General features: G+C 44.2%; 13 protein-coding genes. 8 read left to right on the top strand and 5 right to left on the bottom strand.

All coding sequences use genetic code 11. From position 1 onward, the window contains the following. Positions 1–23: 23 nt before the first annotated feature. From LNL84_RS12040 to LNL84_RS12020, 5 genes are all read left to right on the top strand, one after another. Positions 24–2,192 carry a malate synthase G gene (locus tag LNL84_RS12040; RefSeq protein ID WP_244357672.1) on the top strand — a complete coding sequence of 723 codons (2,169 nt, stop codon included), beginning with the start codon at positions 24–26 and terminating at the stop codon, positions 2,190–2,192. 212 nt (positions 2,193–2,404) lie between these two features. Then, positions 2,405–3,757: an NfeD family protein gene (locus tag LNL84_RS12035; RefSeq protein WP_244357670.1), complete on the top strand. Its 1,353-nt coding sequence runs from the start codon at positions 2,405–2,407 to the stop codon at positions 3,755–3,757. Between the two features lie 5 nt (positions 3,758–3,762). Continuing rightward, positions 3,763–4,584, top strand: a complete 822-nt coding sequence (locus tag LNL84_RS12030; RefSeq protein ID WP_244357668.1) for a slipin family protein — start codon at positions 3,763–3,765, stop codon at positions 4,582–4,584. 80 nt (positions 4,585–4,664) lie between these two features. Continuing rightward, positions 4,665–4,880, top strand: a complete 216-nt coding sequence (locus tag LNL84_RS12025; RefSeq protein WP_244357667.1) for a TIGR02450 family Trp-rich protein — start codon at positions 4,665–4,667, stop codon at positions 4,878–4,880. Between the two features lie 104 nt (positions 4,881–4,984). Continuing rightward, positions 4,985–5,203 (top strand): VF530 family protein, encoded by a 219-nt coding sequence (locus LNL84_RS12020; protein ID WP_244357665.1) that lies wholly within the window; start codon positions 4,985–4,987, stop codon positions 5,201–5,203. A gap of 83 nt (positions 5,204–5,286) precedes the next feature. On the opposite strand, the gene LNL84_RS12015 is transcribed toward LNL84_RS12020, so the two are convergent. Continuing rightward, positions 5,287–5,526 carry an RNA recognition motif domain-containing protein gene (locus LNL84_RS12015; protein ID WP_244357663.1) on the bottom strand — a complete coding sequence of 80 codons (240 nt, stop codon included), beginning with the start codon at positions 5,524–5,526 and terminating at the stop codon, positions 5,287–5,289. 228 nt (positions 5,527–5,754) lie between these two features. Here LNL84_RS12015 and LNL84_RS12010 point away from each other — a divergent pair, with 228 nt between their 5' ends. Next, entirely contained in the window at positions 5,755–6,033 is a 279-nt protein-coding gene (locus tag LNL84_RS12010; protein WP_244357662.1) for a putative quinol monooxygenase, read from the top strand. 350 nt (positions 6,034–6,383) lie between these two features. Further along, positions 6,384–7,877, top strand: coding sequence for an ArnT family glycosyltransferase (locus tag LNL84_RS12005; RefSeq protein WP_244357660.1), 1,494 nt, complete (start codon positions 6,384–6,386; stop codon positions 7,875–7,877). Between the two features lie 78 nt (positions 7,878–7,955). Here the strand turns inward: LNL84_RS12005 and LNL84_RS12000 are convergent, their stop codons facing one another. The 4 genes from LNL84_RS12000 to LNL84_RS11985 all read right to left on the bottom strand — a co-directional run bounded on the left by LNL84_RS12000 (position 7,956) and on the right by LNL84_RS11985 (position 11,051). Further along, on the bottom strand, positions 7,956–8,420 hold the full coding sequence (locus LNL84_RS12000) for a YchJ family metal-binding protein (RefSeq protein ID WP_244357658.1): 465 nt from the start codon (positions 8,418–8,420) through the stop codon (positions 7,956–7,958). A 16-nt stretch (positions 8,421–8,436) separates the two neighbouring features. After that, positions 8,437–9,669 (bottom strand): EAL and HDOD domain-containing protein, encoded by a 1,233-nt coding sequence (locus LNL84_RS11995; protein ID WP_244357728.1) that lies wholly within the window; start codon positions 9,667–9,669, stop codon positions 8,437–8,439. An 86-nt stretch (positions 9,670–9,755) separates the two neighbouring features. Then, a complete protein-coding gene (gene lpxH, locus LNL84_RS11990; RefSeq protein ID WP_244357726.1) occupies positions 9,756–10,514 on the bottom strand; it encodes a UDP-2,3-diacylglucosamine diphosphatase in 759 nt (252 codons plus the stop codon). A gap of 42 nt (positions 10,515–10,556) precedes the next feature. Beyond that, positions 10,557–11,051 carry a peptidylprolyl isomerase gene (locus LNL84_RS11985; protein WP_244357656.1) on the bottom strand — a complete coding sequence of 165 codons (495 nt, stop codon included), beginning with the start codon at positions 11,049–11,051 and terminating at the stop codon, positions 10,557–10,559. A gap of 182 nt (positions 11,052–11,233) precedes the next feature. Between LNL84_RS11985 and cysS the strand changes: the two genes are divergently transcribed. After that, the gene (gene cysS, locus LNL84_RS11980; protein WP_244357654.1) at positions 11,234–12,616 is read left to right on the top strand and encodes a cysteine--tRNA ligase; all 1,383 of its coding nucleotides are present in this window, start codon (positions 11,234–11,236) and stop codon (positions 12,614–12,616) included. The last annotated feature ends 54 nt before the right edge of the window (positions 12,617–12,670 follow it).

Genomic DNA, 12,670 nt, shown 5'->3' with positions numbered 1-12,670 from the left:
ATTGGAATAAGTCGAGAGAGAATATGAGCAATCGAATTCAACAGGGAAGCTTGAACATAGATAGCACCCTCTATGCACTGGTTAATGATGAGATTATTCCAGGCACCGATATTAAGAGCGAAGATTTCTGGCAATCATTTGAAATCATCTTGAATGATTTGGCCCCAAAGAATAAAGCCTTGCTAGCCAAGCGAGATGATTTGCAATTACAAATCGATGTGTGGCATCAAGAACGAGCTGGACAAGCGTTGGATCCGGCAGAATATAAATCCTTCTTGCAAGACATCGGTTACCTTGTTCCGGAAGGTGAAGACTTTCAGGTCAGCACTGCCAATGTAGAGCCAGAGATTGCTACACAAGCTGGCCCACAGCTGGTTGTGCCAATTATGAATGCACGATTTGCATTGAACGCGGCCAACGCTCGTTGGGGAAGTCTCTATGATGCACTTTATGGTACAGACGTTATCAGCGAGGAAAATGGCGCAGAGAAAGGTGGCAGTTTTAACCCAGCTCGCGGTGCCAAAGTGGTGCGGTTTGCACGAGAGTTTCTCGATAATGCCGCGCCACTCAACGGTGTTTCTCATAAAGATGTCGCCAGTTACAGCATCAACAACACTTTAATCGCCACCTTGGACGATGGCGAGCAAGTCACGTTGATGGATGCCGCGCAATTGATTGGCTATCAAGGCCAGGCCAATGAACCAACGGCAATTTTACTTAAACACAATAATCTGCACATCGAAATTCAGATTGATCCAAACACACCCGTAGGTCAACTGGACGCTGCGGGTATTAAAGATATTGTCGTTGAAGCGGCGCTGACCACCATCATGGATTGCGAAGATTCGGTTGCCGCGGTTGATGGTGAAGATAAAGCGCTCGCTTACAAAAACTGGTTGGGCTTGATGAAAGGGGATCTACAGGAAACCCTTGAAAAAAATGGTAAGACACTAGTGCGCCGCTTAAACGCGGATCGTCATTACACCAGCATTACGGGTGGGGAGCTCTCTCTCAAGGGGCGCAGTATGCTGTTTATTCGCAACGTTGGCCATTTGATGACAAACCCCGCGATATTGGATGGTAATGGCGAAGAAGTACCTGAGGGTATCATGGATGCCATGATCACGTCGTTGATTGCGATGCATGACCTAAACGGCAATAGCCCATTTCAAAACTCCACCGCCAATAGCATTAATATTGTGAAACCCAAAATGCATGGCCCCGAGGAAGTGGCTTTTACGAGTGAACTGTTCTCTCGTGTGGAAGACGCTTTAGGCCTTGCGCGCAATACCATTAAAGTCGGTATTATGGACGAAGAGCGCCGTACATCGGTGAACTTGAAAGAGTGTATTCGCGCAGCCAAAGAGCGTGTGGTATTTATTAACACGGGCTTTTTGGACCGCACCGGTGATGAAATCCATACCAGTATGGAAGCGGGGCCATTTGCTCCAAAAACTCAGCTCAAGACCATGACCTGGATTGGTGCATACGAAGATCAAAACGTTGATCTAGGTTTGGCATGCGGCCTACAGGGTAAAGCCCAGATAGGTAAAGGGATGTGGCCAGAGCCGGACAATATGGCAAAAATGATGGATGCGAAAATAGGTCATCCTCAAGCCGGCGCGAATACCGCGTGGGTGCCATCTCCAACAGCTGCGACGTTACATGCACTGCATTATCATCAAGTGAGCGTACCTAGCCGCCAAATTGAGCTGCGCAATCGAGTTCGAGCAAACGTTGATGATATCTTGACGATTCCACTTTTAGGAGATCAAAAACTGACAGCGGATGACATTCAAAAGGAACTTGATAACAATACTCAAGGTATTCTCGGCTACGTGGTACGTTGGGTAGATCAGGGCGTTGGCTGCTCGAAAGTTCCTGATATCAATGATGTTGGATTAATGGAAGACAGAGCAACACTGCGAATTTCAAGCCAGCACATTGCTAACTGGTTACGACACGAAATCTGCACCAAAGAACAAGTGATGGAAACAATGAAGCGCATGGCTGCGGTCGTCGACAAGCAAAATGCGGCGGATCCTCTTTATCGCAATATGGCGCCGAACTTTGATTCTAGCATTGCTTTCTCGGCGGCGTGTCAGCTTGTATTTGAAGGTTGCGCTCAGCCGAGTGGTTATACCGAACCTGTATTACATGCCATGCGCTTGAAGCTTAAGGCTCAACAATAAATTCTTGATAATTGCCCCCTAACTTTGCCGCACTTTAGAGTGCGGTTTTTTTTGGTTAAAGATTGTTTATTTTAGTCTTGTACAGTCATTGATACTTGTGGCTTTTATGCCTTTTTGACGCTAAGCGGCCTCTTTAGTGTGCACTTTTCATTTGTTACCTAACTCATAGTTTTGAACTACACTTTAGAGGTAACTCATTATAGGCAGCTTATATGTTGCGTTGGATTGTTGGGGTGATACTCAGCGCTTTCTATCTGACCGTAACGACGTCGTTGGCAGACACTGTAGAACCAAATAGTCTGCCTCCCAAGACGGTTCCGGTTATTGCGATCAGTGGGGCGATTGGCCCTGCTGTGGGTCACTACGTGATAAGTGAGATTGAACGGGCGAATAAGCAGCGAGATATTCCTGTCATTATAGTTACCATTGACACTCCCGGCGGCTTAGTTACAAGCCTACGCAGCATTAATCAAGTCATACTTGCTTCAGATATACCCATTCTTTGTTTAGTTTACCCACAAGGTGCAAGGGCGGCCAGCGCTGGTACCTACCTATTATATGCCTGTCATGTTGCCGCTATGTCGAGTGCGACAACGTTAGGTGCCGCCACACCCGTGAGTATTGGCGGAGCGCCACCAGGGAGTGGAGACAAAGACGATGAAAAGCCGAAAGATGCAACCGCAATGGAGAAGAAGGTTCTTAACGACTCAATCGCGTATATTCGCTCTTTAGCGCAGCTTCGTGGCAGAAACGTCGAATGGGCAGAAAAAGCGGTTAGAGAAGCCGCGACCCTTTCGGCGAGCGAGGCTCTGGAGCTTAATGTCATCAATGTGATTGCTGATAGCCCCGAACAGCTGCTGGAAGTTCTCGATGGACAATCCATTGTGGTCAAGGAACAAACGGTAACCTTGAGCGTTGCTGACGCGAAGGTGGAACAGCGCACGCCAGACTGGCGCAATCGGTTTTTAGCCACCATTACGGATCCAAATATTGCTTATATTTTAATGATCATTGGCGTATACGGACTGTTATTGGAATTTTACAGCCCTTCCTTTGGTATCGCTGGCATTATTGGTGCCATGTCATTACTGATTGCTTTGTACGCTTTTCAGTTACTGCCGGTAAATTATGTTGGTATCGGTTTCATGCTGGTCGGTTTAGCGCTATTAATCGCAGAGTCTTTGGTGCCAAGCTTTGGGCTGTTTGGTTTTAGTGGAATAGTCGCGTTCGTTCTTGGTTCAATCTTTCTGATTGATAGCGACTTGCCAGAACTGCAGATCTCGCCGTCATTGATTTACAGCATCGCCTTGGTCTCTGGTGGGTTCACTGTGTTTGTACTTCGGCGAGTTTGGAGCCTAAGGAAGAAAAAAGTCGTCAGTGGTTTGGAATCGCTGGTGGGAACACAAGTAGAAGTAACGGAAAATTTTTCGTCTCATGGTTACCTTTTAGTTAAAGGCGAAAGATGGGCAGCAATATCCGATGTTCCTGTTGAGAAAGGAGATATTGTTAAAGTTGATGAGGTAGACGGTTTGACCTTGTTAGTTAAGAAAACAGCAGGGGAGTAAAGCATATGTTGGAATCAATTATCATGAGCGGGATGATCACTCCGGTTCTGGTTATTGGCTTAGTCGTTTTAATAGCTTTTAGCCTATTTCATGTACTCCGAGAGTACGAGCGTGGGGTCATATTCTTCTTAGGGCGTTTTCAGAAAGTGAAAGGGCCGGGGCTTATTATTATCATCCCGATCATTCAACAGATAGTAAAAGTGGATTTGCGTACTGTGGTTATGGATGTGCCAAGTCAGGATGTGATCAGCCGCGACAATGTATCAGTGCGGGTCAACGCGGTTATTTATTTTAGGGTGGTGGACTCTCAAAAAGCCATTATTAACGTGGAGGACTATTTGCAGGCGACGTCTCAGTTAGCGCAAACGACATTGCGCTCTGTCCTTGGCCAGCATGAACTTGATGAAATGCTGGCGAACAGAGAAATGCTCAATGCAGACATTCAAGAGATCCTGGATGCACGTTCGGACGGATGGGGGATCAAGGTTTCGAATGTTGAGATTAAGCATGTCGATCTCAATGAAACGATGATAAGAGCGATTGCTAAACAAGCGGAAGCCGAACGAGCAAGAAGAGCCAAGGTGATTCATGCCTCTGGTGAGATGGAAGCATCAGAAAAGTTGGTTGAAGCGGCCAACAAACTGTCATCAGAGCCAAGTGCGATCTTATTGCGATACTTACAAACGTTAACAGAGATTGCGAGTGAGAAATCCTCAACGATTTTGTTTCCAATGCCGATGGAATTTATGGAGGGATTATTCACAAAAGGCTCATCTAAAGCCGCTAAAAAGAAATCGAGTACTTCTACCGATGAAGATAAATCTTAGTGCTGTGTTTGAATAAGTAGCTGTCTGAACTTATAGAGCGATGTTGACGTAAAACATTGGTGTGTGTTTGGAGGGTGAAGATGAATTGTATTAATCCTAAAAAGCTACTCAACAGCAAGTGGACCGCGGAAAAGCCAAAGAAAAAAGAGAAGCACTTTATAGTGACGAAGGTGTTGTTTGATGAGGACGATGGTGTTGTTGAATGCGTCCTTGAAGCGGTGATGTCTAAGCATTGCTATGAGATAGATTGGCGCGACTTGCGTGATGATGAAGTGTGGCATCATGGTTGGACTTAGCCGGTAGAAAACTAAAAGTTAAGACTTTGATTGCAGTGTCCGGTAAGTTTGTGTTGCAATGCATCCCTTCTGAATTATTAGACGACAAAAGGTTGGACTCGTAGATGAGCAATCAACAGCAAAATAATCCACTGCATGGTCTAACGCTGGAAAAAATACTGACAAGGCTCGTAGAGCATTACGGTTGGCGAGGTTTGTATGAGATCATTAACGTTAACTGTTTTTCTAATGATCCCTCGATAAAATCATCACTGAAGTTTTTACGAAGGACGCAATGGGCAAGAGATAAAGTAGAAGAGCTCTATATCTCAACTTTTTGCTAAGCGAAAATCTTATTAAGACGTCAGAAAAATACAAAAAGCCAGCCTATTCTAGGCTGGCTTTTTAATGTTCGTAAACGAGTGAATTAGTGGCTAGCTCGTTTTACTCGAATTTTATTTCCTGCAAATTCAGACAGGTTAAGTGCATTCATTGCTGCGAATGCTTCTTCGGGATCTGGCATTTCGGCAAAAGCAAAGCCTTTAGAAAGCCCTGTTTCTTGATCCAAAACTAAAGTGCACTCTGTAACACGGCCATGTTCTTTAAACAGCAGGCGAACATCATGTTCGGTGGTAGTGCGAGCGAGGTTTCTAACTAAAAGTTTCATAAAGAGCCATTTGATTTTGGGATTACGATGTTGATTGTCTCAGTTTACGAGGTCGAAACCAAGTGTTTAAGCCATACGTTCCAAAACCGATGCAATAACGATAGGCAAAATGGCGCTTTTTTTAGCGAGATTGACTTTGAGCTTGTATATAGGCAACTATTTAGCCATATGATATAAAATCATGTGAATATGTTTCTGGGTTGTAGAGATTAAGGAGTTGGGCTGTTTATGCCGAAGGTTGTATTAAAAGGATTCATTTTGGTGCCTGAACGAGATCTGTTAGCGGTCATTGGTGAACTAAAAAACCATAGACGGCTAACACAGCAAGAACCAGGGTGTCGAGAATTTAGAGTGACTCAAAATTCGGAAGTTTCTACTCGTTTTGATGTCTATGAGGAATTTGTCGATAAAGAGGCCTTTGAGGCTCATCAGCTACGGATCAAAACCTCGACGTGGGTTGAGATATCTGAAAATGTAACTAGACACTATCAGATCTTTGAGTCGTAGGGACTCGCTCATAATGAATTGTGCAAGGCAGTCGCCCCCAATACTCTAATCGTGGCGGTTAGCAGTGAGTGGTTGCATGGCATGCAGCTTTGCTCTATGTCATCGGCTTTTGACAATTTAATTCAATTCAATGCAATGCCGGCCTTCTATAGTCTCTGGTTAGGTTTTTTACATTTTTGTAGCTAAGTGACTGGTTTTTATTTAATTCTCACATAGACTTTACAATGGAGGGCTTGCGGTATTATCGGGAACGAGCATACTCCAGGTGCTCGTTCTTTGTATTCATTAACTGTCGAATTTATTGATTGATGATCTGAGCATCCAATTGTTTTGAGGCTATAAATATCAATATGCTATCTGAAAACCTATTTTCTGAGAACACCACTTTAAGCGCAGAGTCTATTGCTCGCTCACATCGCTTGGCGTTTTTGTGGTGTTTTTTTTACGCTGTCGCATGGTCGTTGGTGAGTTATCACTTGGATCCCACTGTACCTTATGATGCGATTGAAGCGCTTAACTGGGCAAGTAACGGTGAATGGGGAAGTCCAAATAATCCATGGTTTGTTGGCTTCGTCGCCCGGATCCTCTCATTCTCCGATTCAAGCGAGTTTGCTTCGGCATTTTGGTATGTTGGCCATTTCTCGGTTATTTCGTTGGGTATGCTAGGCTGCTATTTCTTAGCTCATAAATTGACAGACTCGCCTGCAATGGCATGGCTTGCTCTATTTACGCTGAACTTGTCTGGTGTTATCAACTTTGAAGCAATACCGTATAACGATAACTATTTGTTGTTTGGTTCATGGCCATGGCTTTTATTTTTCTTTGTAAAAGCAACATACGATGACCCTAAGTGGTGGATACCATTTGGTATTGTTGCTGGCTGTGCCTCGATGGCCAAATATACAACGTTTGCTCCGGTTGGGATCGTGTTCCTGTTAAGCCTATTTGTACCTCAGGTTCGTAAAAATTATCAAAATCGATACTTCTACATCGCGATATTGGTGTTTTTAGCACTGATCTTGCCTAATTTTATTTGGTTGGTAGAGAATAACTTTTCTGCTTTCAAATGGGTGGGTGGTCAAGTATCGGCTCAAATAAGTCCGGGAAGTTGGTTGGCGGTATTATCGGTCTTTTACCCGTTCATTTTAGTCGCGGCAATGCTAGGGAAAAAAGGGCTGAAACGTCGTTTAGAGGTGCCTCAAAAGGTGCATTTGACCACTTTGGTTTTACTCTCACCATTGGTGCCAATAATGGCATGGTTTAGCTTCCACAAAGGTGAAAGGCTTGTTGAGTGGCTGCACCCATTCTTTATGCCAGCGCCAGCAGTACTGGTCGGTTACCTAAGCCACAGTGTTGTGCCATACATTAAACGACCACTTAAGATCTTATTGGTGATGGCCATGGTGATTTTGGTCGGCTATGCCTCTGTTCTTGTATTTAATGTTCGCAACGCTGGGCAAAAGTTCGTCGGTATTAAAACCCTGAGTCAGGATGCTGAATCATTTTGGCAAGAGATTACAGATAAGCCGCTAAAGTTGGTAGGCGGACACTATCGAGCTCAGTGGTTTACCTTCTATATTGGCTCTCATCCGCAGTTGACCAATCAATGGAACAACGAGACGCTACCGAACGTGTACAATCGACACATAAATGAAGAAATGATCCGCGAGTATGGTGCCCTCATACTGGGTGATTTGGGTAAAGGCTGTCAACCAGGAGTGTTCGACTCGTTTTCAAAGGAATGGCCACAGTTTGAATTGACTGAACAAAAACAGATAGTTTTCCAGGAGTCACCGCAAGACCCTAAAATGGATGCTTGTCTGGGAATTGTTCTTCCAAAATAAAAAAAGAGGTCGTCATCGACCTCTTTTTTATGCGTACTGGGTAGTTAATAGTACTAGATAGTGATTAGTGCTGGCAGCTTACCCACAGCACTTTTTAAACTTCTTACCACTGCCGCAAGGACATGAATCGTTTCTGCCTACTTTTATATTGGGCATCTCAGACAGTTCGCCATCGATGTAGTACCACTGTTGTTCCTCTCTAAGAAAGCGTGATCGCTCTGAAAGGCACAATTCTTGATTATCCTCAATAAGGTAAGCATTGAAGGTTACGAACCCTTCGTCGTCATTGCTTCCCGATTCAGTCGATACGACTTCAAGGCGAGTCCATTGGCTGTCAACTGATTGGGCTATGGCCTCTTTTTCTGCTAAAGCATTGCAAGATGGGTGATAGGTTGCAACGACAAAATCTGGCATGTTAAGTACATGTGCACTAAAGCGTGCACGCATTAACTGTTCAGGTTTTAATGCCTGACGGGGGTCGGTATGAATAGGTTGGCAGCAACTTGAGTATTCAAGTGAGCTGCCGCAAGGGCATAAAGACATAGATTAACTCGTGGTGTTAAGCGGTTTGAGTCGCATCAGGCTGAAGGGTAAGTAGTTCTTCAGTCCACTGAATGGCGGTATCATAATGTTTAGAGAGTCGTTCGTCATGGAGATGAAGTTTGTCACGCAGTGTGATCACCTCATCCCAATTCGCCGACTCGTAACTTACGACCAATTTTAACACATCTCCAAGTGTCCCCGTACCTTCGGTTAGTGCGGACTTTACCTGGTGATCTATTGGCATTTGTTCAACCAAATCAGCTAGAGGTTGGTCAAATAGAGAGTCCAACAAAGAGAATATTCCGGTCAGAAAGCCAGCGCCTTTCTCATTCTCAGAACCCATATCTTGAAGAATCAGCTCACAAAATTTTGCTCGTTGGATCGATAAACTATACAAGGAATCAGGTTTGTCATCTTGAGTCGAGGTGATTGCGACTAATGAAATGAACTTTCGTAATCGGTCTTCACCCAAATAGACGAGGGCTTGTTTAAAAGACTTAATTTTTGCCCGAATAAGGTAAGAAGAATTCACAAAGGTGAGTAACTTATAGGACAGCGTCACATCTAGTGAGATGAGGCGTTCCAGCTCATCAAAATTGATCTGTTTGTTCGCAATTTCTTTACACAGCTGGACCACTGTGAGGAAAGACGGTTTTATTTGTTTACGACGAATAAGTTGAGGGCGGCTAAAAAAGTAACCTTGGAATTGGTCAAAGCCAATTTTTTTTGCCTGTTCGAATTCCTCGTAAGTTTCCACTTTTTCGGCTAGAAAGATAATATTCTTGTTCTCTAATTTCTCAATAATGCGTTGAGCTTTGTCCATCGGTGTTTGCTGAACATCAATTTTTATGATCGAAACATAAGGCAGAAAAGGCAGCCAAGCTTTATGAGGAACAAAATCGTCAAGCGCAATTTGATAGCCAGCATCGGCGATGGATTTTATTGACTCTAATAGCTCGAGGGTTGGTTCGCAGCTCTCTAGAACTTCAACAACAAGGTTTTCTTTTGGAAACAGAGTTGGCACTTTATTGATAAGGCTCTGGTATGGAAAGTTCACGAAACCAAGTTTATCGCCTATCGTACTGTAATGGGTGGCTAGAAAGTGCTCAGAAAGTAGCCTATTTGTAGCAAGATCTGGATCGATATCAGGAAATGTATTGTTCGGACCATCCCTAAACAGTAGCTCAAAACCGATAGTTTTTTGTTTCCTGTCTAAGATGGGCTGCCTTGCGATGTATGAGTACTTCAATTTCTGCATCGTGATCTCAAAAAACGTTCCGGTAATCATACCTAAGTCATGGGCGTTTCCCATAAACCAATCTGTGATTCTGCGGACTAGCTCAACAATTGGCCGTGTTCGCGGCTTGAGCCTTCGAACGGGCGAGTTTGAAGCTCTGTTGTCTCAGTATTGCAAAAAAGCACAGAGCCTTGTTCGTACCAATCACCCAAAACGATGCGGGTACACTCTACTCCGTTTGCTTTGAAACGATGGATATCAGGACGGTGTGTATGGCCGTGAATCATCAAATTAACGTCATATTGTCGCATGACCCTTTCCACTTCACTTTGAGTGACATCCATAATGGTGAGGTCTTTGTGCTGCTTGTCATCGCGGATCTCGCCCTGAACTTTAGAAACAATTTTCTCTTTTACCCAAAAAGGAAGCCGATTGAAAACCCATTGTAGCCAAGGTTGATGAACCTTTTCGCGAAAGGCCAGGTACTTAACATCTTCAGTGCACAGTAAGTCACCATGAAGAACTAGGGCTCGTTTGCCATAAACGTTAATCACTGACATATCGTCGAGCAGCTCGACGCCAGTTTGCTGGCAAAAACGTTTACCCAACAAAAAGTCGCGATTTCCCTGAGTGAAGTAACACTTCACACCGGAGTCTGTTAGTGCTTTAAATTCTTGGCGAATGGTTTCGGCAAAGTCCGATTTATCGTCATCCCCGGTCCAAAACTCAAAGAGATCGCCCAAGACATACAACGCTTCTGCTTGAGGGGCTTCTTCGCGTATGAACTTAATAAAACACGCTGTGATCTCTGGTGTCGCAGGGGACAGGTGTAGGTCTGATATAAATAGTGTTGTCATAATAAATAAAGGGGGGAGCAATCGCTCCCCCTCTAAAAGATCTTATTCGTGAATCGTTGTAGAAGTGATGACAACTTCTTCTAAAGGCACGTCTTGGTGCATGCCAAGAGTACCAGTGCTAACACCTTTTATCTTGTTAACGATGTCCATGCCTTCGACGACTTCACCAAATACACAGTAACCCCAACCGTCTAAGCTTTCTGAGCGGAAGTCTAGGAATGTATTGTCGTTGACGTTGATGAAGAACTGAGAGCTAGCAGAATGCGGTTCCATTGTACGCGCCATAGCTAGTGTACCGGTTTTGTTGCTAAGACCGTTGTTTGCTTCATTCTTAATTGGAGAGCGAGTTGCTTTCTCTTTAAGGCCAGAAGTCATGCCGCCACCTTGAACCATAAATCCGTCGATAACACGGTGGAAAAGAGTGTTGTCGTAAAAACCGTCACGGCAGTATTGAAGAAAGTTTGCGCTCGTTTCTGGTGCTTTTTCTTCGTTCAATTGAATTTTGATGTCGCCGAAATTGGTGTGAAGGGTGATCATGGTAAATACCTATTGCATGTTTTTTATTTGAAAGTGAGATTTTAGCGTAACTTAGCGCACATTCAAATGAAGAAATCTGGTTTGAATGAACAATTAAGTAGCGATTAGACCTCCATCTTCAATGGGAATAGGGTTATAATCGCCTCTAACTATTTCAAACCGTAATTATCTAGATAGAGATCATGCTAAAAATATACAACACATTGACGAGACAAAAAGAGGAATTCAAACCCATTCAAGCTGGCAAAGTCGGCATGTACGTCTGTGGCGTCACTATTTACGATCTCTGTCATATTGGCCATGGCCGCACATTTGTATCGTTCGATGTTGTTTCTCGCTACCTGAGATACTCTGGCTATGATCTTACGTTTGTACGTAATATCACTGATATTGACGACAAGATTATTAAGCGCGCTAATGAGAATGGCGAAAGTTGTGATTCGTTAACCGAGCGCCTTATTGGTGAGATGCATGCAGATTTTGATGCTCTTAACATGAAACGCCCAGATATTGAGCCACGAGCGACAGAGTTTATTAAAGAAATCATTGAGCTTGTTGAGCGCTTAATCGAACGTGGTTTTGCCTATGTTGCCGACAATGGTGACGTAATGTTCGAAGTGGGTAAGTTTGACGAATACGGTAAGCTGTCTAAGCAAGACCTAGAACAGTTACAAGCCGGTGCTCGTGTTGATGTAGACCGCGCTAAGAAAAGCCCACTGGATTTCGTACTGTGGAAAATGTCTAAGCCAGGAGAGCCAACTTGGGAGTCTCCATGGGGAGCAGGTCGACCAGGCTGGCACATTGAATGTTCTGCAATGAACTCTTCAATTTTAGGCGATCATTTTGATATTCATGGCGGTGGTTCTGATCTGCAATTTCCTCACCACGAAAATGAGATCGCTCAATCGTGCTGTGCACATGACACTCCGTATGTGAATACATGGATGCACAGTGGCATGGTGATGGTCGATAGAGAGAAGATGTCGAAGTCTTTGGGCAACTTCTTTACCATTCGCGATGTGCTTGAGCATTACGATCCAGAAACGGTTCGCTACTTCCTAATGTCAGGACATTACCGTAGCCAGCTAAACTACAGCGAAGATAACCTTAAACAAGCGCGCAGTGCTCTTGAGCGTCTATATACTTCTTTGCGCGGTTTAGATTTAAGCGTGGCACCTAAAGGTGGCGATGAATATATTTCTCGCTTTAAAGAAGCCATGAATGACGACTTCAATACACCGGAGGCGTATTCGGTACTTTTTGATATGGCGCGTGAAATCAATCGAATCAAGGCTGAAGATGGTCAAGCGGCGAGCGAGTTAGGTGCAGTAATGCGCGAGCTTGCTGACGTGATTGGTATTTTGTATCAAGAGCCGGATTCATTCTTGCAAGGTGATGCAGAAGGTGACGATGAAGTTGCTGAAATCGAAGCGCTAATCAAGTTGCGTAACGATTCACGCGCGTCCAAAGACTGGGCAAATGCCGATATGGCAAGGGACAAGCTAACAGAAATGGGCATTGTTCTTGAGGATGGTCCAGAAGGGACAACCTGGCGTCGTAAATAGTATTTCTTAGCCCTTGCTTGCAGGGGCTTCTTTTTGGTTTCTGGAAGTTGGAAT

It is taken from the genome of Vibrio gelatinilyticus (assembly GCF_022836845.1).
Taxonomy (GTDB): Bacteria; Pseudomonadota; Gammaproteobacteria; order Enterobacterales; family Vibrionaceae; genus Vibrio; species Vibrio gelatinilyticus.
This window is presented reverse-complemented; position numbering and strand designations above follow the sequence as displayed.